Source organism: Lottiidibacillus patelloidae (assembly GCF_002262935.1).
In the GTDB taxonomy this organism is placed as follows: domain Bacteria; phylum Bacillota; class Bacilli; order Bacillales; family SA5d-4; genus Lottiidibacillus; species Lottiidibacillus patelloidae.
In genome coordinates this window covers 15,765-42,028 of the sequence record NZ_NPIA01000010.1, presented here as the reverse complement: position 1 = coordinate 42,028, position 26,264 = coordinate 15,765, and the positions used below count along the sequence as shown (strand labels likewise).

General features: G+C 39.6%; 36 protein-coding genes and 1 other annotated feature. All 36 genes read right to left on the bottom strand.

Features of this window, described 5'->3' with window-relative positions; genetic code table 11:
- Positions 1-18: 18 nt before the first annotated feature.
- The 36 genes from rpmD to sigH all read right to left on the bottom strand — a co-directional run bounded on the left by rpmD (position 19) and on the right by sigH (position 26,231).
- On the bottom strand, positions 19-207 hold the full coding sequence (rpmD, locus tag CIB95_RS14755) for a 50S ribosomal protein L30 (RefSeq protein ID WP_094926417.1): 189 nt from the start codon (positions 205-207) through the stop codon (positions 19-21).
- Between the two features lie 13 nt (positions 208-220).
- Entirely contained in the window at positions 221-721 is a 501-nt protein-coding gene (rpsE, locus tag CIB95_RS14750) for a 30S ribosomal protein S5 (protein WP_094926415.1), read from the bottom strand.
- A 20-nt stretch (positions 722-741) separates the two neighbouring features.
- A complete protein-coding gene (gene rplR / locus CIB95_RS14745; RefSeq protein ID WP_094926413.1) occupies positions 742-1,104 on the bottom strand; it encodes a 50S ribosomal protein L18 in 363 nt (120 codons plus the stop codon).
- 43 nt (positions 1,105-1,147) lie between these two features.
- Positions 1,148-1,684, bottom strand: coding sequence for a 50S ribosomal protein L6 (gene rplF, locus CIB95_RS14740; protein WP_094926411.1), 537 nt, complete (start codon positions 1,682-1,684; stop codon positions 1,148-1,150).
- A 30-nt stretch (positions 1,685-1,714) separates the two neighbouring features.
- Positions 1,715-2,113: a 30S ribosomal protein S8 gene (gene rpsH, locus CIB95_RS14735; protein WP_094926409.1), complete on the bottom strand. Its 399-nt coding sequence runs from the start codon at positions 2,111-2,113 to the stop codon at positions 1,715-1,717.
- 27 nt (positions 2,114-2,140) lie between these two features.
- Complete coding sequence (locus CIB95_RS14730) at positions 2,141-2,326, bottom strand: type Z 30S ribosomal protein S14 (RefSeq protein WP_016429895.1); 186 nt, start codon at positions 2,324-2,326, stop codon at positions 2,141-2,143.
- Between the two features lie 30 nt (positions 2,327-2,356).
- Positions 2,357-2,896 (bottom strand): 50S ribosomal protein L5, encoded by a 540-nt coding sequence (rplE, locus tag CIB95_RS14725; protein ID WP_094926407.1) that lies wholly within the window; start codon positions 2,894-2,896, stop codon positions 2,357-2,359.
- Positions 2,897-2,921: 25 nt separating this feature from the next.
- A complete protein-coding gene (rplX, locus tag CIB95_RS14720; RefSeq protein WP_094926481.1) occupies positions 2,922-3,233 on the bottom strand; it encodes a 50S ribosomal protein L24 in 312 nt (103 codons plus the stop codon).
- 38 nt (positions 3,234-3,271) lie between these two features.
- The gene (gene rplN, locus CIB95_RS14715; protein ID WP_094926405.1) at positions 3,272-3,640 is read right to left on the bottom strand and encodes a 50S ribosomal protein L14; all 369 of its coding nucleotides are present in this window, start codon (positions 3,638-3,640) and stop codon (positions 3,272-3,274) included.
- Positions 3,641-3,683: 43 nt separating this feature from the next.
- Complete coding sequence (rpsQ, locus tag CIB95_RS14710) at positions 3,684-3,947, bottom strand: 30S ribosomal protein S17 (RefSeq protein ID WP_094926403.1); 264 nt, start codon at positions 3,945-3,947, stop codon at positions 3,684-3,686.
- Positions 3,948-3,966: 19 nt separating this feature from the next.
- Positions 3,967-4,170, bottom strand: a complete 204-nt coding sequence (rpmC, locus tag CIB95_RS14705) for a 50S ribosomal protein L29 (RefSeq protein WP_094926401.1) — start codon at positions 4,168-4,170, stop codon at positions 3,967-3,969.
- Complete coding sequence (gene rplP / locus CIB95_RS14700) at positions 4,160-4,594, bottom strand: 50S ribosomal protein L16 (protein ID WP_094926399.1); 435 nt, start codon at positions 4,592-4,594, stop codon at positions 4,160-4,162. Before rplP ends, rpmC begins: the two co-directional genes overlap by 11 nt.
- Before the next feature lie 2 nt (positions 4,595-4,596).
- Positions 4,597-5,250, bottom strand: coding sequence for a 30S ribosomal protein S3 (gene rpsC / locus CIB95_RS14695; RefSeq protein WP_094926397.1), 654 nt, complete (start codon positions 5,248-5,250; stop codon positions 4,597-4,599).
- A 3-nt stretch (positions 5,251-5,253) separates the two neighbouring features.
- Complete coding sequence (gene rplV / locus CIB95_RS14690) at positions 5,254-5,595, bottom strand: 50S ribosomal protein L22 (RefSeq protein WP_094926395.1); 342 nt, start codon at positions 5,593-5,595, stop codon at positions 5,254-5,256.
- Positions 5,596-5,614: 19 nt separating this feature from the next.
- Positions 5,615-5,893 (bottom strand): 30S ribosomal protein S19, encoded by a 279-nt coding sequence (gene rpsS / locus CIB95_RS14685; protein WP_094926393.1) that lies wholly within the window; start codon positions 5,891-5,893, stop codon positions 5,615-5,617.
- A 57-nt stretch (positions 5,894-5,950) separates the two neighbouring features.
- Positions 5,951-6,781: a 50S ribosomal protein L2 gene (rplB, locus tag CIB95_RS14680; RefSeq protein ID WP_094926391.1), complete on the bottom strand. Its 831-nt coding sequence runs from the start codon at positions 6,779-6,781 to the stop codon at positions 5,951-5,953.
- 28 nt (positions 6,782-6,809) lie between these two features.
- Complete coding sequence (gene rplW, locus CIB95_RS14675; RefSeq protein ID WP_094926389.1) at positions 6,810-7,097, bottom strand: 50S ribosomal protein L23; 288 nt, start codon at positions 7,095-7,097, stop codon at positions 6,810-6,812.
- On the bottom strand, positions 7,097-7,720 hold the full coding sequence (rplD, locus tag CIB95_RS14670) for a 50S ribosomal protein L4 (protein ID WP_094926387.1): 624 nt from the start codon (positions 7,718-7,720) through the stop codon (positions 7,097-7,099). Before rplD ends, rplW begins: the two co-directional genes overlap by 1 nt.
- 23 nt (positions 7,721-7,743) lie before the next feature.
- Positions 7,744-8,373 (bottom strand): 50S ribosomal protein L3, encoded by a 630-nt coding sequence (gene rplC / locus CIB95_RS14665; protein ID WP_094926385.1) that lies wholly within the window; start codon positions 8,371-8,373, stop codon positions 7,744-7,746.
- A gap of 51 nt (positions 8,374-8,424) precedes the next feature.
- Complete coding sequence (rpsJ, locus tag CIB95_RS14660; protein ID WP_094926479.1) at positions 8,425-8,733, bottom strand: 30S ribosomal protein S10; 309 nt, start codon at positions 8,731-8,733, stop codon at positions 8,425-8,427.
- Positions 8,734-9,026: 293 nt separating this feature from the next.
- The gene (tuf, locus tag CIB95_RS14655) at positions 9,027-10,214 is read right to left on the bottom strand and encodes an elongation factor Tu (protein WP_094926383.1); all 1,188 of its coding nucleotides are present in this window, start codon (positions 10,212-10,214) and stop codon (positions 9,027-9,029) included.
- A gap of 114 nt (positions 10,215-10,328) precedes the next feature.
- Positions 10,329-12,407, bottom strand: a complete 2,079-nt coding sequence (gene fusA / locus CIB95_RS14650; RefSeq protein ID WP_094926381.1) for an elongation factor G — start codon at positions 12,405-12,407, stop codon at positions 10,329-10,331.
- A 52-nt stretch (positions 12,408-12,459) separates the two neighbouring features.
- Positions 12,460-12,930, bottom strand: coding sequence for a 30S ribosomal protein S7 (gene rpsG / locus CIB95_RS14645; protein WP_094926379.1), 471 nt, complete (start codon positions 12,928-12,930; stop codon positions 12,460-12,462).
- A gap of 41 nt (positions 12,931-12,971) precedes the next feature.
- Entirely contained in the window at positions 12,972-13,391 is a 420-nt protein-coding gene (gene rpsL, locus CIB95_RS14640; RefSeq protein ID WP_094926377.1) for a 30S ribosomal protein S12, read from the bottom strand.
- Positions 13,392-13,508: 117 nt separating this feature from the next.
- Complete coding sequence (locus CIB95_RS14635) at positions 13,509-13,757, bottom strand: 50S ribosomal protein L7ae-like protein (protein ID WP_094926375.1); 249 nt, start codon at positions 13,755-13,757, stop codon at positions 13,509-13,511.
- Between the two features lie 81 nt (positions 13,758-13,838).
- Positions 13,839-17,456 carry a DNA-directed RNA polymerase subunit beta' gene (rpoC, locus tag CIB95_RS14630; RefSeq protein ID WP_094926373.1) on the bottom strand — a complete coding sequence of 1,206 codons (3,618 nt, stop codon included), beginning with the start codon at positions 17,454-17,456 and terminating at the stop codon, positions 13,839-13,841.
- Positions 17,457-17,493: 37 nt separating this feature from the next.
- The gene (rpoB, locus tag CIB95_RS14625; protein WP_094926371.1) at positions 17,494-21,030 is read right to left on the bottom strand and encodes a DNA-directed RNA polymerase subunit beta; all 3,537 of its coding nucleotides are present in this window, start codon (positions 21,028-21,030) and stop codon (positions 17,494-17,496) included.
- A gap of 246 nt (positions 21,031-21,276) precedes the next feature.
- On the bottom strand, positions 21,277-21,879 hold the full coding sequence (locus tag CIB95_RS14620; RefSeq protein ID WP_094926369.1) for a class I SAM-dependent methyltransferase: 603 nt from the start codon (positions 21,877-21,879) through the stop codon (positions 21,277-21,279).
- 81 nt (positions 21,880-21,960) lie between these two features.
- Complete coding sequence (gene rplL, locus CIB95_RS14615; protein ID WP_094926367.1) at positions 21,961-22,320, bottom strand: 50S ribosomal protein L7/L12; 360 nt, start codon at positions 22,318-22,320, stop codon at positions 21,961-21,963.
- Positions 22,321-22,374: 54 nt separating this feature from the next.
- Positions 22,375-22,875 carry a 50S ribosomal protein L10 gene (rplJ, locus tag CIB95_RS14610; protein WP_142296523.1) on the bottom strand — a complete coding sequence of 167 codons (501 nt, stop codon included), beginning with the start codon at positions 22,873-22,875 and terminating at the stop codon, positions 22,375-22,377.
- Positions 22,876-22,918: 43 nt separating this feature from the next.
- Positions 22,919-23,065: a sequence feature (ribosomal protein L10 leader region), on the bottom strand.
- A 56-nt stretch (positions 23,066-23,121) separates the two neighbouring features.
- Positions 23,122-23,808 carry a 50S ribosomal protein L1 gene (gene rplA / locus CIB95_RS14605; RefSeq protein WP_094926363.1) on the bottom strand — a complete coding sequence of 229 codons (687 nt, stop codon included), beginning with the start codon at positions 23,806-23,808 and terminating at the stop codon, positions 23,122-23,124.
- A gap of 128 nt (positions 23,809-23,936) precedes the next feature.
- Positions 23,937-24,362 carry a 50S ribosomal protein L11 gene (gene rplK, locus CIB95_RS14600; RefSeq protein ID WP_142296522.1) on the bottom strand — a complete coding sequence of 142 codons (426 nt, stop codon included), beginning with the start codon at positions 24,360-24,362 and terminating at the stop codon, positions 23,937-23,939.
- A gap of 138 nt (positions 24,363-24,500) precedes the next feature.
- Positions 24,501-25,034: a transcription termination/antitermination protein NusG gene (nusG, locus tag CIB95_RS14595; protein WP_094926359.1), complete on the bottom strand. Its 534-nt coding sequence runs from the start codon at positions 25,032-25,034 to the stop codon at positions 24,501-24,503.
- Between the two features lie 103 nt (positions 25,035-25,137).
- The gene (gene secE, locus CIB95_RS14590; RefSeq protein WP_094926358.1) at positions 25,138-25,308 is read right to left on the bottom strand and encodes a preprotein translocase subunit SecE; all 171 of its coding nucleotides are present in this window, start codon (positions 25,306-25,308) and stop codon (positions 25,138-25,140) included.
- 42 nt (positions 25,309-25,350) lie between these two features.
- Positions 25,351-25,500, bottom strand: coding sequence for a 50S ribosomal protein L33 (gene rpmG / locus CIB95_RS14585; protein ID WP_094926356.1), 150 nt, complete (start codon positions 25,498-25,500; stop codon positions 25,351-25,353).
- Between the two features lie 74 nt (positions 25,501-25,574).
- Positions 25,575-26,231 (bottom strand): RNA polymerase sporulation sigma factor SigH, encoded by a 657-nt coding sequence (gene sigH, locus CIB95_RS14580; protein ID WP_408607239.1) that lies wholly within the window; start codon positions 26,229-26,231, stop codon positions 25,575-25,577.
- Positions 26,232-26,264: the final 33 nt, after the last annotated feature.

Below are 26,264 nucleotides of genomic sequence, written 5' to 3'. Positions count from 1 at the left end.
TCTTTAACGTTATGATGCTTATGCTTCTAATTCTTTTACAGTTACAAGGTGAGCAACTTTGTTAATCATGCCGCGGATTGCAGCATTGTCTTCTTGTACAACTGCTTGATTAACTTTACGTAACCCTAACGTGTTAACTGTTACTTTTTGATCTTTAGGACGACCGATTACACTTCGAGTGAGGGTGATTTCAAGTTTTTTAGCCATTGTAAATCCCTCCTTATCCTAACAATTCTTCTACAGTTTTACCGCGAAGTTTTGCTACATCTTCCGCACGCTTTAAGTTCTTAAGACCGTTAATAGTTGCACGAACCATGTTAATAGGTGTATTTGAACCTAGAGATTTTGAAAGAATGTCGCCGACGCCACCTAATTCAAGAACAGCACGGACAGGTCCACCAGCGATAACTCCTGTACCTTCAGAAGCCGGCTTTAGTAATACGTGACCTGCACCAAATTGTCCGTCGATTGTATGAGGAATTGTAGTTCCTACGATAGGCACGTTAATTAAGTTTTTCTTTGCATCTTCAACAGCTTTACGAATAGCTTCTGGTACTTCTTGAGCTTTACCAGTACCGAAACCAACATGTCCGTTTTTGTCACCAACAACAACTAAAGCAGCGAAGCGGAAACGACGTCCACCTTTTACTACTTTAGCTACGCGGTTAACCGTAACTACACGTTCTTCAAGCTCTACTTTGTTCGGATCAATGCGACGCATCTGAGTCCCTCCTTTTGTGATTAAAATTGTAATCCTGCTTCACGAGCAGCTTCTGCTAAAGTCTTAACACGCCCGTGGTATAAATATCCTCCACGATCAAATACAACAACTTTATAGCCTTTTTCAATAGCACGCTTAGCTACTAATTCTCCGACTAGCTTAGCAGCTTCCACATTACCACCATTATCAGAGCCTAATTCATTATCAATTGTAGATGCAGACACAAGTGTTACACCGTTTACATCGTCAATCAATTGAGCATAAATGTGCTTTGATGAACGGAAAACATTTAAACGTGGGCGTTCCGCTGTACCTGAAAGATTACGACGAACTCTAGCATGTCTTTTTAAACGAGCAGCATTTTTATCAGGTTTTGTAATCATCAACGTCACTCCTTTCCGTTACATTTAATGACACTAATATTTATTACTTAGCCGATTTACCTTCTTTACGACGAACATGTTCACCTTCATAACGAATACCTTTACCTTTGTAAGGCTCTGGCGGACGAACGTCACGAATGTTAGCAGCGATTGCTCCAACACGTTCTTTATCAATACCACGTACTGTAACTTTCGTGTTAGCTGGTACGTCGATTTCAATACCTTGCTCAGGATCGATCTCAACTGGGTGTGAATACCCAACGTTTAAGATTAATTTGCTTCCTGATTTAGATGCACGGTAACCTACACCGATAAGTTCTAAATTCTTTGAGTAACCGTTCTTAACGCCTTCAATCATGTTTGAAATAACGCTACGAGTAGTTCCGTGTAAAGAACGGTGTAATTTACTTTCGCTTGGACGTTCAACAACTAACGTGTTGTCTTCAAGCTTGATGATCATGTCTTGATGGAATTCACGTGATAATTCACCTTTAGGACCTTTTACAGTCACATTAGTTCCATCAATAGTTACTGTTACGTCACTAGGGACTTCAATTGGTTTCTTTCCGATACGAGACATCGTTACACCTCCATTTCCGGTTTGTTTCTATTACCAAACGTAAGCTAGTACTTCTCCGCCTACTTGTTGTTGACGAGCTTCTTTATCAGTTAAAATTCCGTTTGATGTTGAAACGATTGCGATTCCTAAACCGTTTAAAACACGTGGAACTTCATTAGACTTAGCATATACACGTAAACCTGGCTTACTGATACGTTTAACACCAGTGATTACACGCTCTCTATTACCACCGTACTTTAAGAAGATACGGATGATTCCTTGTTTACTATCTTCAATAACCTCTACGTCACGGATAAAACCTTCACGTTTAAGGATATCAGCGATTTCTTTTTTCATCTTAGATGCAGGAACTTCTAACTTTTCATGACGCACCATATTCGCATTGCGAATACGAGTTAGCAAATCTGCAATAGGGTCTGTCATAACCATCGTTTTACCTCCTTCCTACAGTCGAGCTTACCAGCTTGCTTTTTTGACACCTGGAATTTGCCCTTTATAAGCAAGTTCACGGAAACAAATACGGCACAATTTAAATTTACGCAATACAGAATGCGGGCGACCGCAACGTTCACAACGAGTGTAAGCTTGAACGTTGTGTTTAGGCGTACGCTTCTGCTTAGCGATCATAGATTTTTTCGCCACGCTTTTCCCTCCTTATTTAGCTCAGTCCAATTATTTTTGGAAAGGCATGCCTAGTTGAGCTAATAGTTCACGAGCTTCTTCGTCTGTGTTCGCAGTCGTAACAATTACGATATCCATTCCACGAACTTTATTTACTTTATCATAATCAATTTCAGGGAAGATTAGCTGCTCTTTAATACCTAATGTGTAGTTACCACGACCATCAAATGACTTCTTAGATACTCCACGGAAGTCACGTACACGTGGTAATGAGATAGATACTAATTTATCAGCAAACTCATACATACGCTCAGCGCGTAAAGTAACTTTTGCACCGATAGGCATTCCTTCACGAAGACGGAAACCAGCGATTGATTTCTTCGCTCTAGTTACTAGTGGTTTTTGTCCTGTGATTTCTGCAAGTTCTTCAACAGCTGTGTCTAATACTTTCGGATTAGATACTGCGTCTCCGATACCCATATTAATAACGATCTTTTCGATCTTTGGTACTTCCATAACAGATTTGTAGTTAAACTTCTCCATTAATGAAGGTACAATTTCCTTTTGATACTTTTCCTTCAAACGGTTCATGCCATTGACCTCCTTTCACAAAAAACTATTTATCTAAACTTTCTCCTGATTTCTTAGCGACACGTACTTTCTTACCATCTACAGTAGTGTATCCTACACGTGTAGGTACGCCTGTCTTAGGATCAAGCGGCATAACGTTTGACACATGAATTGGTGCTTCTTGGTTAAGAATACCACCTTGCGGATTCATTTGTGATGGTTTCGCATGCTTTTTAACGACGTTAACACCTTCAACTAATACTTTGCTGTTTTTCGGGAAAGATTGAAGGATTACACCTTGCTTGCCTTTATCCTTACCAGAAATCACTTGTACTTTATCACCTTTTTTTACATGCATCTTCATTCGCACCTCCTTAAAGGCTTTTTATCTTTTAATTACAATACTTCTGGAGCTAATGAAACAATTTTCATGAAGTTTTTGTCACGTAATTCACGTGCAACAGGTCCGAAGATACGAGTCCCACGAGGACTTTTATCATCTTTAATGATTACTGCTGCGTTTTCATCGAAACGGATGTAAGTTCCATCTTGACGACGAACTCCACGTTTCGTACGAACTACTACAGCTCTAACTACTTCACCTTTTTTAACAACGCCTCCTGGTGTTGCTTGCTTAACGGTACATACGATTACGTCACCGATGTTAGCAGTCTTGCGACCAGTACCACCAAGAACTTTAATCGTTAGGACTTCACGAGCACCAGAGTTGTCAGCAACTTTCAAGCGAGATTCTTGTTGAATCATGCGTATTGACCTCCTTTCGGACTAAAAGGTATATCCGGTTTCATTAAATAATTACTGCTTCTTCTACTACTTCAACTAAACGGAAACGTTTGTCTTTTGAAAGTGGACGAGTTTCCATAACTTTTACTACATCACCAATTTTAGCTTGGTTGTTTTCATCATGCGCTTTTAACTTTTTAGAGTATTTCACGCGTTTACCGTATAAAGTATGCTTTTTATACGTTTCGACAAGTACTGTAATCGTTTTATCCATTTTATCGGAAACAACGCGTCCAGTGTAAACTTTGCGACCATTACGTTCAGACATATCGCAAACCTCCTTCCGGTTATCTGTTTGTTATGCCGATCTCTCTTTCACGGATGATCGTTTTCATGCGTGCAATTGACTTACGCACTTCACGAATACGAGCAGTGTTTTCTAACTGACCAGTCGCTAACTGGAAACGAAGGTTGAATAATTCTTCCTTTAGTGACTTGATCTTTTGTTCGATTTCAGCAGTGGTTAATTCACGCAATTCATTAGCTTTCATTAGATTCACCACCAGTTTCTTCACGTTTTACAAACTTAGTTTTGATTGGTAACTTGTGAGAAGCTAAACGTAATGCTTCACGAGCAACCTCTTCAGAAACACCATCTAGTTCAAACATGATACGGCCTGGTTTTACTACCGCTACCCATCCTTCAGGTGCACCTTTACCAGAACCCATTCGAACTTCTAAAGGCTTAGCAGTGTAAGACTTGTGAGGGAAAATTTTAATCCATACTTTACCGCCACGTTTCATATAACGAGTCATCGCGATACGCGCTGATTCGATTTGACGGTTAGTGATCCAGCCAGCTTCTAAAGCTTGAAGACCGAATTCACCGAAAGTTACGTCGTTACCACCCTTTGAACGTCCGCGCATTTTTCCACGGTGTTCTCTACGATATTTAACACGTTTAGGCATTAACATAATTATTTTCCTCCTTCCTGACCTTTTTTAGTTGGAAGGACCTCTCCACGATAAATCCAAACTTTGATACCTAATTTTCCATATGTTGTATCTGCTTCTGCAGTAGCATAGTCAATATCAGCACGTAAAGTGTGTAGTGGAACAGTACCTTCACTGTATGATTCAGCACGAGCGATATCAGCGCCACCAAGACGACCAGATACTTGAGTTTTAATACCTAGTGCACCAGCACGCATCGCACGTTGAATCGTTTGTTTCATAGCACGACGGAATGAAATACGATTTTCTAATTGGCGAGCAATGTTTTCTGCAACAAGTTTAGCATCCATATCAGCACGTTTGATTTCAATAATGTTGATGTGTACACGTTTACCAGTTAAAGCGTTTAACGCTTTACGAAGTGCTTCAACTTCCGAACCACCTTTACCGATTACCATTCCTGGTTTAGCAGTAGAGATAGAAATGTTTACGCGGTTAGCAGCACGTTCGATTTCAACTTTTGATACTGAAGCATCCTTAAGACGCTTTTCTACATATTCACGAATTTTAATGTCTTCATGTAAAAGGTTTGCAAAATCTTTATCCGCATACCATCTAGAGTCCCAATCACGAATGACGCCGACACGAAGACCGACAGGGTTAACTTTTTGACCCACGAATTACCCCTCCTTCTTTTCTGATACCACAACAGTAATGTGGCTCGTACGTTTATTTATTGCGCTTGCACGTCCCATTGCACGTGGACGGAAACGTTTCATAGTTGGACCTTCATCAACAAACACTTTAGAAACAACTAAGTTATTAGGATCAATATCAAAGTTATGTTCAGCGTTAGCCATTGCAGAGTTAAGTACTTTTTCTACAACTGGAGATGCTGCCTTTGGTGTGTGTCGAAGGATCGCGATTGCTTCGCCCACTGCTTTTCCTCTGATTAAATCTACTACTAAGCGGACTTTACGAGGAGCAATACGGACTGTTTTAGCAACTGCTTTTACTTGCATATTGTGTACCTCCCCTCAATTAACGTCTTGTTTTCTTGTCATCAGCAGCATGACCTTTGTAAGTACGAGTTGGTGCAAATTCACCTAACTTATGACCTACCATGTCTTCTGTGATGTAAACAGGAACATGTTTGCGTCCGTCATAGACAGCAATAGTGTGCCCGATAAACTCTGGAAAGATTGTAGAACGACGAGACCAAGTTTTAATAACTTGCTTCTTTTCACTCTCACCCATAACTTCCACTTTCTTCATTAAGTGATCATCGACAAATGGTCCCTTTTTTAAGCTACGTCCCATAAGTGAACCTCCCTTCGTGATTGTGCTACGGTTCGCGTGAACCGTAGTTCAATCCCGTTATTTTTTACGACGACGAACGATAAATTTGTCAGACGCTTTGTTTTTCTTACGAGTTTTGTATCCAAGAGTTGGTTTACCCCATGGAGACATTGGTGATTTACGTCCGATTGGTGCACGACCTTCACCACCACCGTGTGGGTGATCGTTCGGGTTCATTACAGATCCACGAACAGTTGGGCGTTTACCCATCCAACGAGAACGACCTGCTTTACCAACGTTTACAAGTTCATGTTCTAAGTTTCCTACTTGACCGATAGTTGCACGACAAGTTAAAAGGATCATACGAACCTCACCAGAAACTAAACGAACAATTGCATATTTTTCTTCTTTACCAAGTAACTGTGCACTAGCACCAGCTGAACGAGCTAGTTGTCCACCGCGACCAGGTTTTAATTCGATATTGTGGATAACTGTACCTACTGGAATGTTAGCAATAGGAAGTGTGTTACCTACTTTAATATCTGCTTCAGGACCAGACATGATCTCTGTTCCAACTGTTAATCCTTTAGGTGCAAGGATGTAACGCTTTTCACCATCAGCATAATTGATTAACGCAATGTTTGCTGTACGGTTTGGATCGTACTCGATTGTAGCAACGCGTCCAGGTATTCCATCTTTCGTGCGTTTGAAATCGATAATACGGTATTGACGTTTATGTCCACCACCTTGATGGCGTACTGTCATTCTTCCTTGGTTGTTACGACCACCTTTATTGTGTAAAGGAGCCAATAATGATTTTTCCGGTCTGTCTGTAGTTAGCTCAGCGAAGTCCAAGCTAGACATGCCACGACGACCAGGAGTGGTTGGTTTATACTTTTTAATCGCCATTGTAGTTTTCCCTCCTTCTCTTTAAAAATTATGCTTCGAAAATTTCAATGTCTTTGCTGTCAGCAGCAAGTTTAACAATAGCTTTTCTACGACGTGGTTTAAAGCCCGCATGACGGCCTACACGCTTGAATTTACCCTTGTAGTTCATTACATTCACCTTTTCAACTGTAACGCCGAAAATCGCTTCAATAGCATCCTTGATCTCAGTTTTGTTAGCTTTAACGTCAACTTCGAAAGTATACTTGCGATCTACCATTAAATCAGTTGTTTGCTCTGTAATTACAGGGCGCTTAATAACATCACGATGATCTCTCATTATCCAAGCACCTCCTCTACTTTAGAAACGGCACTTTGCGTCATGATTAGCTTGTCATGATACACGATGTCTAAAACATTGATTCCTGCAGCGTCAACAACTGTTACACCAGGAATGTTATTTGCTGATAAAGCAACCGTTTCATTGTAATCACCAGTAACTACTAATACTTTGTTGTCTACTGAAAGATTTGAAAGAACAGTTACCATTTCTTTTGTTTTTGGTGCATCGAATGCTAAGTTATCAACAATTACTAACTCGTTGTTTACAACTTTAGTAGATAATGCTGATTTTAATGCTAAACGACGAACTTTCTTTGGAAGCTTGTAGCTGTAGCTACGTGGCGTTGGTCCGAATACGATACCTCCACCTTTCCATTGAGGAGCACGAATCGTACCTTGACGTGCACGACCTGTTCCTTTTTGACGCCATGGTTTACGTCCACCACCGCGTACCTCAGAACGACCTTTTGTGTCGTGTGTTCCTTGGCGCATAGATGCTTGTTGTGCAACGATAGCATCAAACAATACATTTTCGTTTGGCTCAATTCCAAACACAGCATCAGCTAGTTCGATGTCACCAACTTGTGAACCGCTCTGATTTAATACTGTAAGTTTAGGCATTTGTTATCCTCCTTTCTCGTAACTTAATTACCTTTTACTGCTGAATTTATTTGAACAAAGCTTTTCTTAGCTCCAGGCACATTACCTTTGATAAGTAATAAGTTGCGTTCAACGTCAACTTTTACAATTTGCAGATTTTGTACTGTAACTTTTTCTCCACCCATACGTCCAGGTAATAATTTACCTTTGAATACGCGGTTTGGATCTACAGGACCCATTGAACCAGGGCGACGGTGGTAACGTGAACCATGAGACATCGGTCCGCGAGATTGGTTATGACGCTTAATAGCACCTTGGAAACCTTTACCTTTTGAAGTCCCAGTTACATCAACGATGTCACCTTCTGCAAAAATATCAACTTTAACCTCTTGACCAACTTCGTATTCTGACATGTTAACGTCACGAAGTTCCTTAACGTAGCGCTTAGGGTTTGCATTAGCCTTTGCTGCATGGCCTTTTTCAGGTTTGTTAGAGCGACTTTCTTTCTTATCGGCAAATCCAAGTTGGATAGCTTCGTATCCATCAGTTTCGTTAGTCTTCACTTGAAGAACAACGTTAGGATCAGCTTCAACAACTGTTACTGGAATAACTACTCCGTTTTCAGTGAAAACTTGAGTCATACCTACTTTTCTTCCTAAGATTCCTTTGGTCATGAGTTACACCTCCTAAATAAAATAAAAAAACAAGTTAATTAAAATTCAATATTATAGCTTAATTTCGATATCTACACCAGACGGTAAATCAAGTCTCATTAATGAGTCAACTGTCTGTGGCGTTGGATTAACGATATCGATAAGACGCTTATGTGTTCTCATTTCAAATTGCTCACGAGAGTCTTTGTATTTGTGTACCGCACGTAAAATCGTGTATACCGCCTTCTCAGTTGGTAATGGGATCGGTCCAGATACAGAAGCACCTGAGCGTTTCGCTGTTGCAACAATCTTCTCTGCTGATTGATCTAAAATTCTGTGATCATAAGCTTTTAAACGAATACGAATCTTTTCTTTTGCCATTATATTCCCTCCTTTTTCGCCCATTTTATAATAGACATTCTCCGTGGAAATTCCTACACCTGCCATGGCAAAGGGGCCTGGTGTGTCAGCAACCTCCCACATCATCGCAGTGTTTGAACACAACATTACATATTATACATAGATTTTATATTCTTTGCAAGTAGTAATCTTGTGAATTCGTTCAAACCACACTTTTATTATTATAACTGTCGAACCGTGTCATTTCAAGGGTTATTTAGAAATAGAAAAAACTCCCTATTTATAAAATAGGGAGTTAAAAGTAAGGTTAGTTACTATTCTTGAATTGAAGCAACTACACCTGCACCTACAGTACGTCCACCTTCACGAATTGAGAACTTAGTTCCTTCTTCGATAGCGATTGGAGCGATTAATTCTACAGTCATTTCAACGTTGTCACCAGGCATTACCATTTCAACACCTTCAGGTAATTGAGTGATACCAGTTACGTCAGTTGTACGGAAGTAGAACTGAGGGCGGTAGTTAGTGAAGAATGGAGTATGACGTCCACCTTCTTCTTTTGATAAAACGTAAACTTCAGCTTTGAACTTAGTGTGAGCTTTAACAGTACCTGGCTTGATTAGTACTTGACCACGTTGGATGTCTTCACGAGATACACCACGTAGTAATGCACCAATGTTGTCTCCAGCTTCAGCATAGTCAAGAAGCTTACGGAACATTTCAACACCAGTTACAGTAGTTTTTCCTGGCTCTTCAGTTAAACCAAGGATTTCTACTTCGTCTCCAACTTTTACTTGTCCACGCTCAACACGTCCTGTAGCAACTGTTCCACGACCAGTGATTGAGAATACATCCTCAACAGGCATCATGAAAGGCTTATCAGTTTGACGCTCAGGAGTTGGAATGTAAGTGTCTACAGCTTCCATTAATTCATGGATGCGTGCTTCCCACTCAGCATCTCCTTCAAGAGCTTTAAGAGCTGAACCTTTGATTACAGGAATGTCGTCACCAGGGAAATCGTAATCAGATAATAAGTCACGAACTTCCATTTCTACTAATTCAAGTAATTCTTCGTCGTCAACCATGTCACACTTGTTTAAGAATACTACGATGTAAGGTACACCTACTTGACGAGAAAGTAAGATGTGCTCACGAGTTTGTGGCATTGGGCCATCAGCAGCAGATACTACTAAGATAGCTCCGTCCATTTGTGCAGCACCAGTGATCATGTTCTTAACATAGTCAGCATGTCCTGGGCAGTCAACGTGTGCATAGTGACGAGTAGCAGTTTCATACTCAACGTGTGCAGTTGAGATTGTGATTCCACGCTCGCGCTCTTCTGGAGCACCATCGATTTGATCGTAAGCGCGTGCTTCAGCGCCACCAGACTTTGATAATACAGTAGTGATTGCAGCTGTTAAAGTTGTTTTACCGTGGTCAACGTGACCAATTGTACCAACGTTCGCATGTGTCTTTGAACGGTCGAATTTAGCTTTACCCATTATAATATATCCTCCTTTAATTTGCTTTAAGTATATATGAAACTAAGAAATCAGAAACTCTAGATTTCCCATTTCTTAGCTTACATTATTTTTTCAAATCTAACAATCAATAAGTTATTGACCTGCTGATTTTTTAATAATTTCTTCAGAGATGCTCTTAGGTACTTCTTCATAATGATCGAAATGCATTGTGAATGTACCGCGACCTTGTGTACGTGAACGTAGTGAAGTCGCATATCCGAACATTTCAGAAAGTGGAACCATCGCTTTAACAACTTGTGCGTTACCGCGAGCTTCCATACCTTCAACGCGTCCGCGACGAGAAGTTACGTCACCCATAATGTCTCCCATGTTTTCTTCTGGGATTACAACTTCAACCTTCATGATTGGTTCAAGAATTGCAGGGTCACAATATTTCTTAGCATTCTTAAGAGCCATTGAACCTGCGATTTTAAACGCCATTTCGTTCGAGTCAACATCATGGTAAGAACCATCAAAGATAGTTGCTTTCATGTCTAGTAATGGGAATCCAGCTAACATACCGTTTTGCATAGATTCTTCAATACCATTTTGAACTGCAGGGATGTATTCACGAGGAACAGATCCACCAACAATTTTATTTTCGAATGTAAATCCTGCACCCTCTTCAGCTGGTTCGAATTCGATCCATACGTGTCCGTACTGACCACGACCACCTGATTGACGTACGAATTTACCTTCAACTTTAGCTGCTTTACGGATAGTTTCTCTGTAAGCAACTTGTGGAGCACCAACGTTAGCTTCAACTTTGAATTCACGTTTCATACGATCAACAATGATATCTAAGTGAAGTTCACCCATACCAGAGATGATTGTTTCGCCCGTTTCTTCATCAGTTTTTGTGCGGAATGTTGGATCTTCCTCTGCAAGCTTAGCAAGAGCAGTACCCATTTTATCTTGGTCCGCTTTTGATTTAGGCTCAACAGATAATGAGATAACTGGCTCTGGGAATTCCATAGACTCTAAGATAACTAAGTTCTTTTCGTCACATAGTGTATCACCTGTAGTAGTATCTTTCAATCCTACTGCAGCAGCGATGTCCCCAGCGTATACTTGTGCAATTTCTTCACGAGAGTTAGCGTGCATTTGTAGGATACGTCCTAAACGCTCACGCTTACCTTTCGTAGAGTTCATTACATAAGAACCAGCTGTAGCAATACCAGAATAAACACGGAAGAAAGTTAACTTACCTACGAATGGGTCAGTCATAACTTTAAATGCAAGTGCTGAGAACGGAGCCTCGTCACTTGATTCACGTACAACTTCTTCATCTGTGTCAGGTACGATTCCTTTGATTGCAGCAACATCAACTGGTGACGGTAAGTAATCGATTACTGAATCGATCATTAGTTGTACACCTTTGTTTTTGAATGCTGATCCACAGATTACAGGATAAAATTCAACGTTGATTGTCCCTTTACGGATCGCAGCTTTAATTTCTTCATTCGTAAGCTCTTCACCTTCAAGGTATTTCATCATTAAATCTTCATCTAGTTCTGAAACTGCTTCTACTAACTTATCGCGATATTCTTGAGCAAGCTCTTTCATATCTTCAGGAATTTCACGTGGCTCAGCACGAGTTCCTAAATCATCTAAGTAGTAGTAAGCAACCATTTCTACTAAGTCAATGATACCTTCGAACTGATCTTCAGCACCGATAGGTAATTGAATTGCATGTGCATTTGCATCTAAACGGTCATGAAGCGTTCCTACAGAGTATAGGAAATCTGCTCCAATTTTATCCATTTTGTTTACGAATACAACACGTGGTACGCCATAAGTTGTTGCTTGACGCCATACTGTTTCTGTTTGAGGTTCAACACCTGATTGTGCATCAAGTACTGCAACCGCTCCGTCTAATACACGTAATGAACGTTCAACTTCAACAGTGAAGTCTACGTGTCCAGGAGTATCAATGATGTTGATACGGTGACCTTTCCATTGAGCAGTTGTTGCAGCAGATGTGATTGTAATACCACGCTCTTGCTCTTGCTCCATCCAGTCCATTTGTGATGCACCTTCATGAGTTTCACCGATCTTATGAATACGTCCCGTATAGTATAATACACGCTCTGTAGCAGTTGTTTTACCAGCATCGATGTGAGCCATGATACCGATATTACGCGTATTCTTTAAGGAGAACTCTCTTGACATGGGTATTTCTCCTTCCATTATGAAATATTCTTTTTTATTTTATGAAGCTATCTTACCAACGGTAGTGAGCAAACGCTTTGTTCGCTTCTGCCATTTTGTGAGTATCTTCACGTTTCTTAACTGATGCACCAGCATTGTTAGCTGCATCTAAGATTTCATTAGCAAGTCTTTCTTCCATAGTCTTCTCTCCGCGTAAGCGTGAGTAGTTTACTAACCAACGAAGACCTAAAGTTTGACGACGCTCAGGACGAACTTCTACAGGTACTTGGTAGTTTGCACCACCAACACGGCGAGCTTTAACCTCAAGTACTGGCATAATGTTCTTAAGAGCTTGTTCGAAAACTTCCATTGCATCCTTACCAGAACGTTCTTGTACTAAGTTGAACGCTCCATAAAGAATTGTTTGAGCCTTACCTTTCTTACCATCAACCATGATTTGGTTGATTAAGCGGTTTACAATTTTAGAATTGAAAACAGGATCTGGCATAACTTCACGACGAGTTACAGGACCTTTACGTGGCATAACATTCCCTCCTTCCAGATGTTTTATAAGTTATGTTTCAATTATTTTTTAACTTTTGGTCTCTTCATACCGTATTTAGAACGTCCTTGCATACGTCCTTCAACACCAGCAGTATCTAAAGCACCACGTACGATTTTGTAACGTACCCCTGGTAAGTCTTTTACACGACCACCACGGATTAATACTACACTGTGCTCTTGAAGATTGTGTCCAACTCCAGGAATGTAAGCATTAACCTCGATACCATTAGTTAAACGTACACGAGCGTATTTACGTAAAGCCGAGTTAGGCTTTTTAGGTGTCATTGTTGCAACACGCGTACATACACCACGCTTTTGTGGAGAAGATTGATTTGTTTGAGCTTTAATAAAGCTGTTGTACCCTTTATTTAAAGCAGGTGAGTCAGACTTCTTCACTTTCGTTTTACGTCCAGCACGGACTAACTGATTAATAGTAGGCATCTATTTTCCTCCTCTCTTTTTTTTAAAGTTATAAGACCACTGAGCCAGGTGGTTCATTTGTGGGCAAAAACAAAGTTTTTGCTGAGGTGGCGGTAAAACCACCTCGCAAAAACGTTATTATCTTACTATTGCAGCTGTAGCTGCACCAACTTCGATCCCACAATGCTTCCCTAACTTTTTCATCGTTTCGATTTTTTTAATCGGAACGTTTTTCTCTTGTGCTAGTGAAAGCACCTTTGTGGTCAATTTATGATCAGCATCTTCTGCGATCAATACTTCTTTGACTAACCCATTTTTCAATGCTTTTAATGTTTGTTTTGTTCCAACAATAACATTAGAAGCCTGCGGTACTTTATCATTAGACATATGTTTTCGTATCCTCCAAAGTAGCAGGGGTTTTTAAGCACTTCGTAATAATATCATTTCTCATCATCTAATGTCAACAGTTCAATTCGATTTTTGAGCAACTACTTCTTCTACTTCTTCATCAAAATCTTCTTCTACTTCTTTTTCAACAGCAAGGTTGCGATATTTTGTCATTCCAGTACCAGCTGGAACAAGCTTACCAATAATTACGTTTTCTTTTAATCCTAGTAATTCATCACGTTTACCTTTAATTGCTGCGTCTGTAAGAACTCGAGTCGTTTCTTGGAATGAAGCTGCAGATAAGAATGAGTCTGTCTCAAGTGACGCTTTTGTAATACCTAGTAATACCGGTCTTGCCACTGCTGGTTGACCGCCTTCAATAAGTACTTTTTTGTTTGCATCTTTAAACTGATGGATATCAATTAATGAGCCTGGTAATACTTCCGTATCCCCTGAATCTACTACACGAACTTTTCTTAACATTTGGCGAACCATCACTTCAACGTGTTTATCACCAATTTCTACCCCTTGCATGCGATATACTTTTTGTACTTCGCGAAGCAAGTATTCTTGCACGCTATTAATTCCACTTACCTTTAATAATTCTTTTGGATCAATTGAACCTTCAGTAAGTTCTTCACCAGGATATACATCTTGGCCAATTTGAACTTTAAGTCTAGCGCCATAAGGGACTGGATAATTTTTCGTTTCCACTTCACCTTGGACAACAATTTCTTGTTTATCCTTCACTTCTTGAACCTCAGTAACTTTACCTCGGATTTCAGTGATAACAGCTTGACCTTTCGGGTGACGAGCCTCAAAGATTTCTTGGATACGTGGAAGACCTTGTGTAATATCATCTCCTGCTACACCACCGGTATGGAACGTACGCATCGTTAACTGAGTACCAGGTTCCCCGATTGATTGTGCAGCAATAATTCCAACAGCTTCTCCAACTTCAACATCAGAACCTGTCGCTAAGTTACGACCATAACACTGTTTACACACACCGTGTCTTGTATCACACGTGAACGCTGAACGGATCATGATTTCTTCGTGACCAGCTTCAATGATTTCACGAGCGATATCTTCAGTGATTAAGTCATTCTTTTTAACAAGAACTTCTTTAGTTTCTGGATGTTTCACTGTTCTGAACGATACACGACCTAAAATTCGGTCATATAAGTTTTCAATAACTTCATTACCGTTTTTCAGTGGGCTAGCGAGTAATCCTCTATCCGTTCCACAATCATGCTCACGAACAATAACATCTTGGGCTACGTCTACTAGACGACGAGTTAAGTAACCTGAATCGGCAGTTTTTAGTGCTGTATCGGCTAGACCTTTACGCGCACCATGAGTAGAGATGAAGTATTCCGTTACCGTTAATCCTTCACGGAAACTTGACTTAATCGGTAATTCGATAATACGACCAGACGGGTTAGCCATTAGTCCACGCATACCAGCTAACTGTGTAAAGTTAGATGCGTTACCACGGGCACCTGAGTCACTCATCATAAAGATTGGGTTCGTTTTATCAAGTGTTCTCATAAGCTTCTCTTGAATCTCATCTTTAGCTGCAGTCCAGATTGCAATTACTCGATCATACTTTTCTTCGTCTGTAATTAAACCACGACGGAATTGCTTAGCAACATGGTTTACTTTTTCATCAGCTCTAGAAATGATTTCCTGTTTCTCAGGAAGTACCACGATGTCAGAGATACCGATTGTGATACCTGCTTTCGTCGAATACTTAAATCCTAAGCCTTTCATACGGTCAAGCATTTTTGAAGTTTCCGTAATTTGATATTGCTTGAATACTTCAGCAATGACTTTTCCTAGGAAGCCTTTCTTAAATGGTAATACTAATTCTTTTGACTTAATAAATTCTTTAACATTCGTTCCTTTTTCAATGAAGTATTTATCTGGAGTTTTCACCTGTAGGTTACTTTCCGTAGGTTCATTAATATAAGGGAACGTGTTTGGTAAGATTTCATTAAAGATTAGTTTACCAACTGTTGTAACAAGTAACTTGCTATTTTCTTCTTCTGTGAAAGTTGCGTTACCTGTAGCTCTCGCTGGTATTGCAACTCGTGAGTGTAAATGAACATATCCATTTTGATATGCAATTAACGCTTCAGAAGTATCTTTAAATGTAAATCCTTCACCAATAGCGCCTTCTCTTTCAAGTGTTAAGTAATAGTTTCCTAATACCATATCTTGTGAAGGTGTTACTACCGGCTTACCATCTTTAGGATTTAAGATGTTTTGTGCCGCAAGCATTAGAAGGCGAGCTTCTGCTTGAGCCTCAGATGATAAAGGAACGTGAACTGCCATTTGGTCACCATCAAAGTCAGCGTTATATGCTGTACATACTAATGGGTGTAAACGGATCGCACGGCCTTCAACAAGTGTAGGTTCAAATGCTTGGATACCTAATCTATGAAGCGTAGGTGCTCGGTTTAGTAATACAGGGTGTTCTTTAATAACTTCTTCAAGTACATCCCATACTTCCGGTTGCACACGCTCAATTTTACGTTTTGCACTCTTAATGTTGTGAGCAAGTCCTTTTTCAACAAGCTCCTTCATTACGAATGGTTTAAATAGTTCTAACGCCATCTCTTTCGGTAATCCACACTGATACATTTGTAAGTGTGGTCCTACTACGATTACTGAACGGCCTGAATAGTCAACACGCTTCCCTAGAAGGTTTTGACGGAAACGACCTTGCTTTCCTTTCAACATATGTGAAAGTGACTTTAGTGGTCGATTACCAGGTCCAGTTACAGGACGTCCTCTTCTACCGTTATCGATAAGCGCATCAACTGCTTCTTGAAGCATACGCTTTTCATTTTGAACGATTATGTTCGGCGCACCTAAATCTAACAATCTTTTTAGACGGTTATTACGGTTAATTACTCGTCGGTATAGATCATTTAAATCAGATGTCGCAAAACGGCCACCGTCAAGCTGTACCATTGGGCGAAGCTCTGGTGGAATAACAGGAAGTACATCTAAAATCATCCATGACGGATTGTTTTCAGAGTTACGGAACGACTCTAGCACTTCTAAACGCTTAATAGCACGCGTTCTTCTTTGCCCTTGTGCCGTTTTTAATTCTTCCCTTAATTCATCAACCTCTTTTTCCAAAGCAATATCTTTTAATAGCTTTCTAATCGACTCAGCGCCCATTCCAGCTGAGAAAGTGTTGCCATACTTTTCACGGTATGAACGGTACTCTTTCTCTGTTAAAAGTTGCTTTCTCTCAAGAGGAGTCTCCCCTGGATCAGTTACTACATATGAAGCAAAGTAAATAACTTCTTCCAGTGAACGTGGAGACATATCTAAAACAAGACCCATTCTACTTGGAATTCCTTTGAAATACCAAATATGAGAAACAGGGGCAGCAAGTTCAATGTGCCCCATTCTGTCACGACGTACTTTTGATCTCGTTACTTCAACGCCACAACGATCACAGACAACGCCTTTATAACGAACTCTCTTATACTTTCCGCAATGACATTCCCAATCTTTTGTCGGTCCAAATATTCGTTCACAGAAAAGACCGTCTTTTTCTGGTTTTAACGTACGATAGTTTATCGTTTCCGGTTTCTTAACTTCACCGTAAGACCATGATCTGATCTTATCCGGTGAAGCAAGCCCTATTTTCATATATTCAAAGTTGTTCACGTCCAGCAAGGGGCCGACCTCCCTTTTATTTACAGGTGTTTATACCCTATTTCGTTTCAATATTTAGGTTTAAATTATCCGCTGATTGTGAATCCTCTTCATCTAAATCACGAAGTTCAATTTCCTCTTCATCAATAGATAGCATCTTCACATCCATACCAAGACTTTGTAATTCCTTAATTAATACTTTAAACGATTCAGGAACTCCTGGTTCAGGAACGTTTTCACCTTTTACGATAGCTTCATATGTTTTCACACGGCCGACTACATCGTCGGACTTCACTGTAAGTATTTCTTGAAGTGTATAAGCAGCTCCGTATGCTTCTAAAGCCCAAACTTCCATCTCACCGAAACGTTGACCACCGAATTGTGCCTTACCACCAAGCGGTTGTTGCGTAACTAATGAGTATGGTCCAGTTGAACGAGCATGAAGTTTATCGTCAACCATGTGAGCAAGTTTAATCATATACATAACACCAACAGATACACGGTTATCGAATGGTTCACCAGTGCGACCATCGTATAATACTGTTTTTCCGTCACGTGCCATACCTGCTTCATCAAGCGTTTCCCATACATCTTCTTCACGAGCTCCATCGAATACTGGAGATGCAACGTGAATGCCAAGTGTTCTTGCTGCCATTCCTAAGTGAAGTTCTAACACCTGACCGATATTCATACGTGAAGGAACACCTAATGGATTTAACATGATATCAATTGGTGTACCGTCTGCTAAGAACGGCATGTCTTCTTCAGGAAGAATTTTTGAAATTACACCTTTGTTACCGTGACGTCCAGCCATTTTATCCCCTTCAGAAATCTTACGTTTCTGAACGATATAAACGCGGACAAGTTGGTTAACACCTGGTGGTAATTCGTCGCCATCTTCACGGTTGAAGACTTTAACATCAAGGATAATTCCTCCACCACCGTGAGGCACACGTAATGATGTATCACGTACTTCACGAGCTTTCTCACCAAAGATCGCATGTAATAAACGTTCTTCAGCTGTAAGTTCTGTAACCCCTTTTGGAGTAACTTTACCTACTAATAAATCTCCATCTTGTACTTCAGCACCAATACGGATAATTCCACGTGAATCTAAATTACGAAGTGCATCCTCACCTACGTTAGGGATGTCACGAGTAATCTCTTCAGGTCCGAGTTTCGTATCACGAGCTTCAGATTCATATTCTTCAATATGAATGGATGTATAGACATCGTCTTTTACAAGACGCTCACTCATAATTACTGCATCCTCGTAGTTATAACCTTCCCAAGTCATAAATCCTACTAGAACGTTACGTCCTAAACCAAGTTCACCTTTTTCCATCGAAGGACCATCTGCTAAGATTTCACCTTTTGTAACGCGATTTCCTTTGGCAACAATCGGACGTTGGTTGTAGCATGTCCCTTGGTTAGAGCGTTTAAATTTCAATAGTTTATATTTATCAAGATTACCTTCTACTTCTTTTCCATCTACAACTTCTATTCTACGAACGCGAATTTCTCTAGCAGAAGAAAATTCTACAATTCCGTCATGCTTACAAATAACAGCAGCACCTGAGTCTTTCCCAGATACATACTCCATTCCTGTTCCTACAATCGGCGCTTCCGGTTGCATTAAAGGAACTGCTTGACGTTGCATGTTCGCTCCCATTAGAGCTCGGTTAGAGTCATCATTCTCTAAGAAAGGAATACAAGCTGTCGCAGCAGAAACTACCTGTTTTGGCGATACATCCATGTAATCTACACGTTCACGACTAAACGGCGTTGTTTCACCACGGAAACGAGAAATAACGTTTTCTTCAATAAATGAACCATCTTCTGCAAGTTTCGCATTTGCTTGAGCAACAACATAGTTGTCCTCTTCATCTGCAGTTAAGTAATCCATTTGTGAAGTAACTTTCCCAGTTTCAGGATCTACTCGACGGTAAGGTGTTTCGATAAAGCCATACTTATTAACTTTAGCAAAACTTGATAATGAGTTAATTAACCCAATATTCGGACCTTCCGGCGTTTCAATCGGACACATACGTCCATAGTGAGAGTAATGTACGTCACGCACTTCAAACCCTGCACGTTCACGCGTTAAACCACCAGGCCCTAATGCTGATAGACGACGCTTATGTGTCAATTCAGCTAACGGGTTTGTTTGGTCCATGAATTGAGATAATTGCGAGCTTCCGAAGAACTCTTTAATTGAAGCAATGACCGGTCGGATATTAATTAACCCTTGTGGCGTAATTGCATTCGTATCTTGAATTGACATTCTTTCACGAACAACACGTTCCATACGAGATAAACCGATTCTGAATTGATTTTGTAAAAGTTCCCCTACAGAACGTAGACGTCTATTACCTAAGTGATCAATATCATCCGTATCTCCTACACCATGTAATAAGTTAAAGAAATAACTTATTGAAGAAATAATATCTGCAGGTGTAATGTTTTTCACGTTATGTTCAATGTTTGCATTACTAATTACTTTCGTAACTTGTTTTTCTTCACCGTCTTGATTCGTAGCAGCATAAATATTAATTGCTTGAAGGTCAACATCTTGATCTTCCACTACTCCACCAGTAGGCGTAACTGTCGTATACCCTACATTCTTCTCTAAGAAAGGTAAGATACGATCAAGTTCACGACGATCTAAAAGCGTTCCTTCTTCAGCAATAATTTCACCTGTTTCAGGATCAACTAACGTTTCAGCTAATCTTTGATTGAAAAGACGATTTTTAATGTGAAGCTTTTTATTGATTTTATAACGCCCTACACTCGCTAAATCATAGCGCTTAGGGTCAAAGAAGCGAGAATCTAAAAGACTTTTCGCATTATCTACTGTTGGCGGTTCACCAGGGCGTAAGCGCTCATAAATTTCAATTAACGCTTTGTCTGTACCCTCGGTATTGTCTTTTTCTAGCGTGTTCTTCAAGTAATGGTTTTCACCAAGCAAATCGATGATTTCTTGATCAGAGCCAAACCCAAGGGCACGTAACAATACAGTTACTGGAAGTTTACGAGTTCGATCGATTCGAACGTAAACAACGTCTTTGGCATCTGTTTCAAACTCCAACCAAGCTCCTCTGTTTGGAATCACGGTAGCAGTAAATCCTTGTTTACCGTTTTTATCTACCTTTTTGCTGTAGTAGACACTCGGTGAACGAACAAGCTGTGAAACAATAACACGCTCAGCACCATTGATGACAAACGTACCCGTTTCTGTCATAAGTGGGAAATCTCCCATAAATACATCTTGCTCTTTTACTTCACCAGTCTCCTTGTTAAGTAAACGAACTTTCACACGAAGTGGTGCAGAATATGTAACATCTCTTTCTTTCGCTTCATCCACCGGATACTTCGGTTCGCTTAAACTATAATCAACAAATTCCAATACTAAATTCCCTGTAAAATCAGCTATCGGGGAAATGTCTTGGAACATTTCGCGCAATCCCTCATCAAGAAACCATTGATAGGAAGCGGTTTGAATTTCAATGAGATTCGGTAATTCTAGAACCTCACTAATTCTCGCGTAACTTCTGCGTTGGCGGTGGCGTCCATATTGAACTAGTTGGCCTGTCAACTGATTCACCCCTCAAATCCAGCGTTTTTTCTTTGCCTGAGTGTTATGCACAGGCAAAATAAAAAGGATTTTAAACAATAAAAACCCTAGTTAAACACATTTGATTATATTAGTTTTCCCAATACACACTCTTTCTAAACATTTATTTTCCTTTAAAAATAAGTACATTAATGAACAAAGAAAATAAAATTATACAGAAATGAATATATTGGCATTTTATAATGCTAACATAGCGTTTTTCTTTCGTCAACTATTTTTTGCTCTAATTATAAAATATCCTTTTTTCTTTACTACGACTTCTACGTCATTTAATAATGAAGCTAGTTTTTCCATCGCTGAAGGCGCACCTTGTTTCTTTTGAATTACTACCCACAATTCTCCATCCGGTAACAATTTTGCTGCAGCTTGTTCAAATAAATCATGAACAACTTGCTTCCCTGCTCGAATTGGAGGATTTGTTAGTATACTCGCAAAATGCCTGTTTTGTACATTTTCTAACAAATTACTTTTCAGGACAGTAACGTTTGAGACTTGGTTTCTGATAGCATTTTCTTTAGCCAAGTGAATTGCTCGTTCATTAACATCTACTAAAACAACTTGTCTATCAGTCGCTTCTTTAGCTATCGTTATTCCGATCGGCCCATATCCGCAACCAACATCCAATATTTCCCCTGAGATCTCCGGTAATTCATAATGCTCAAGTAGTGTCTTTGTCCCAAAGTCAATTCCAGCTTTAGAAAAAACGCCTGCGTCAGCAGTAAACACCAACTTCTTACCTCTAAGTTCTACCTTATGAGTTCGTGGCGCACTTTCGATATTTGGATTTTCTGAGTAATAATGATCGCTCATTTATGTTTTACCTCCTCAAAAAACAAAATAGAAAAGTAGAAAAGCCCGCTATAATAGCGAGCTTCCCTTTGATGAAATTTATTACTTAACTTCTACAGATGCACCAGCATCTTCAAGTTTAGTTTTCATTTCTTCAGCTTCTTCTTTAGAAACGCCTTCTTTGATTGGAGCTGGAGCACCATCAACTAAAGCTTTAGCGTCTTTAAGACCTAAACCAGTGATTTCGCGAACTGCTTTGATTACGTTGATCTTAGATCCACCAGCAGATGCTAATACTACGTCAAATTCAGTTTTCTCTTCAGCAGCAGCGCCACCAGCAGCAGCTACAGCTACAGGAGCAGCAGCAGTTACACCGAACTCCTCTTCGATAGCTTTTACTAAATCGTTTAATTCTAAAACTGTCATTTCTTTAATTGCATTTAAAATTTGTTCTTGAGTCATTGTATTTTCCTCCTTAGGATGTTTTAAAAATTTTTTTATTTTTAACTTGCTAAATTAAGCACTTTGCTCTTCTTTTTGATCAGCAACTGCTTTTGTTGCCAATGCAACGTTACGCATTGGAGCTTGTAATACGCTAAGCAACATAGAAAGTAACCCTTCGCGTGAAGGAAGTTCTGCGATTGCTTTAATTTCTTCAACTGAAGCTGTACGACCTTCAAGTACACCAGCTTTAATTTCTAAAGCTTTATGTTCTTTAGCGAATGAGTTTAACACTTTAGCTGGAGCAACTACTTCATCATTGCTGAAAGCAATAGCAGTAGGTCCTACTAAATACTCATCTAAGTCAGTTAAGTTAGCTTCTGCAGTAGCACGGCGAGCTAGAGTGTTTTTGTAAACTTTGAATTCTACGTTAGCTTCACGAAGTTGTTTACGAAGTTCAGTAACTTCTCCAACTGTAAGTCCACGATAATCAACTAAGATTGTCGCTTTGCTATCGTTTAATTTTGTTGTGATTTCTGATACAACTTGTTGTTTAGTTTCGATCGCGCCCATTATGACACCTCCTGTTTGTTTATCATACCGTTGGCGTTTGCTCATTAAGAGCAATTAAAAACGCTCCTATGTAGACAGGCATAGGAGCGTTACAAACAGATCAAACATCGAACGATCTATTAGTTATAACACCTCGGAAGGATATTAAGCATTTTCATGCACCTACTGTCTACGGTATAAAATATATTATTTCAACATTATTGAGTATATCGAACGAGTCAACAAACGTCAACTGCTATTTATAGGAAATTACTGTCCAGCGTTAACTTTAACACCAGGGCTCATCGTTGAAGCAACAGCGATGTTTTTCATGTATGTTCCTTTTGCTGCAGCTGGCTTTGCTTTTACAAGCGTTTCGATAATAGTTTGGAAGTTTTCAATTAACTTCGCAGTATCGAAAGAAATTTTACCGATTGGTACGTGGATGTTTCCAGCTTTATCAACACGGTATTCTACTTTACCAGCTTTAATTTCATTTACAGCTTTCGTAACATCGAAAGTTACTGTACCAGTTTTAGGGTTTGGCATTAAACCTTTAGGTCCTAGAACGCGTCCAAGTTTACCAACTTCACCCATCATGTCTGGAGTAGCAACGATAACATCAAACTCAAACCAACCTTGAGTGATTTTGTTGATGTAATCAGCATCACCTACATAATCAGCGCCTGCTGCTTCTGCTTCCTTCGCTTTTTCACCTTTAGCAAACACTAATACACGTTGTGTTTTACCAGTTCCGTGTGGAAGAACTACAGCTCCACGAATTTGTTGATCTGCTTTCTTAGGATCTACTCCTAAACGTGCAGCTACTTCAACAGACTCATCAAAGTTTGCAGTAGACATTTTTTTGATTAATTCAATTGCTTCTTCAACTTCATAAACCTTTGTGCGGTCAACTAACTTAACAGCATCTTGATACTTTTTTCCTCTTTTAGCCATTTTAAATATCCTCCTCGTTTGTGGTTTTAACGGATTTACCTCCCACGAATAAAGGTTGCGATCCCATTAAAGGGATGAAGGGGATCCTTCGCTCGCAACCTCGTAAACACTTAGCACTCAACCATGGATTAGTCTTCGATGACGATACCCATGCTGCGCGCAGTACCTTCTACCATACGCATAGCAGCTTCAACGTCAGCCGCGTTTAAATCTGGCATTTTCGTTTCAGCAATCTCGCGTACTTTATCACGCTTAACAGTCGCAACCTTTTTAACGTTAGGTTCACCAGAACCTGACTCGATACCAGCTGCTTTTTTAAGTAATACAGCAGCAGGTGGAGTTTTCGTGATAAATGTAAATGAACGGTCTTCAAAAACCGAGATTTCTACAGGAATGATCAAACCAGCTTGATCAGAAGTACGTGCATTGAATTCTTTACAGAATCCCATGATGTTTACTCCCGCTTGTCCTAATGCAGGACCAACTGGTGGTGCTGGGTTTGCTTTACCAGCAGGGATTTGAAGTTTTACAACTTTAACTACTTTTTTAGCCACGAGACACACCTCCTTAAGTCCGTGATGTGGTAATTGGGTATTTTACCCTCCCACTCATTGTTTCGCTCGTTTATAAGTAGAGTCTGTATGAAACATTAAAATTCTATCATCTTTCGAAAAACAATTCAAGTTTTGTTTTTAAATCTTTTCAACTTGATTGAATTCAAGCTCGACCGGAGTCTCACGACCGAACATATTTACTAATACTTTAAGCTTTTGTTTATCGATATCAATCTCTTCGACACTACCAGTGTAATCAGCGAAAGGTCCACCTTTTACTTTGACAGCATCTTTAAGTTCGAAGTCGATTTCCGTAATCTTATCGTTCATACCCATGCTCTTTAAGATTGAGTCTACTTCTTCTGGCAATAGAGCCGATGGCTTAGAACCCGCACCTGATGATCCAACAAACCCTGTTACTCCTGGTGTGTTTCGAACGACATACCATGAATCATCCGTCATCACCATTTCCACCAATACATAACCTGGGAATACCTTCTTCATTGCAGTTTTCTTCTTGCCGTTTTTAATTTCTGTTTCTTCATTTTCTGGAACAATCACGCGGAAAATGCGATCTTGCATCGCCATAGATTCTACGCGTTTTTCCAAATTTGCTTTTACCCGATTTTCATAACCGGAATAAGTGTGCAATACGTACCAATTTTTTTCCATTATTTGAGGACAACTTTTGTCCTTCCCTCCCTAACGGATATAGTATCGAGTCTCGTCATAAGCAAGTATTCGATAAATTCATTATAGGAATTGTTGTTAATTCCTAACCATAAATAAATTGCATTAAATAATTTAATCCGATGTCAATAACCCAAAAGAAGACTGAAACAAATGCAACTGTAGAAAGAACAGTAATTGTATAACGAACTAGTTCTTTACGTGTTGGCCAACTAACTTTTTTCATTTCTTTTACTACATTACGAAAGAAATTCATCTTAATTCCCCCTAAGATTTCCCCTGCTTGCAAGGCGGTTATCTATTTTGTTTCTCGGTGGATCGTATGTGCATTACAGCTCTTGCAAAATTTCTTTATTTCTAATCTGTCTTGACGTGCATTTTCATTTGTTGGCGTCGAGTAATTACGACTATTACAAATGTTGCATGCCAAAGTTATTTTTTGACTCATCATAAACACCTTCTTTAAATACACATGACTTTAAAAATTTATCAAATGATAAAGAAAATGTCAATGTGAGCCTTTTACAAACTGATTTCTCGCAATTCCAAATACCTTTCTAGCTTACGCTTGACGCGTTGTAAGGCATTATCAATAGATTTGACATGTCTATTCAAATCAACTGATATTTCTTGATAGGTACGGCCATCTAAATACAGCATTAAAACTTTTCTTTCCAAATCACTTAAAAGCTCGCCCATTTTCACTTCGATATCATCAAATTCTTCTTGATTAATCACTAAGTCTTCTGGGTCCATCACTTTCGAACCAGATATAATGTCCAAAAGCGTACGCTCAGACTCCTCATCATAAATAGGCTTGTCCAAGGAAACGTAAGAGTTCAATGGAATATGCTTTTGTCTTGTCGCTGTTTTGATTGCCGTAATTATCTGTCTAGTAATACAAAGTTCCGCAAATGCTTTAAATGAAGACAGCTTGTCCCCTTTAAAATCACGAATAGCTTTATATAACCCAATCATACCTTCCTGAACGATATCTTCACGATCAGCTCCAATAAGGAAGTATGACCTAGCTTTTGCTCGCACGAAATTTTTATATTTATTTATTAAATATTCCAGTGCCGAGCTATTCCCGTCACGTACGAAAATAACTAGTTGTTCATCCTCTATTGCTTCAAAGTCTTCTCTAGCTGTACCATTGAGGTATTCATTCACTACGATCCCCCCGAAACCGGCAGCATAACTACATATAGA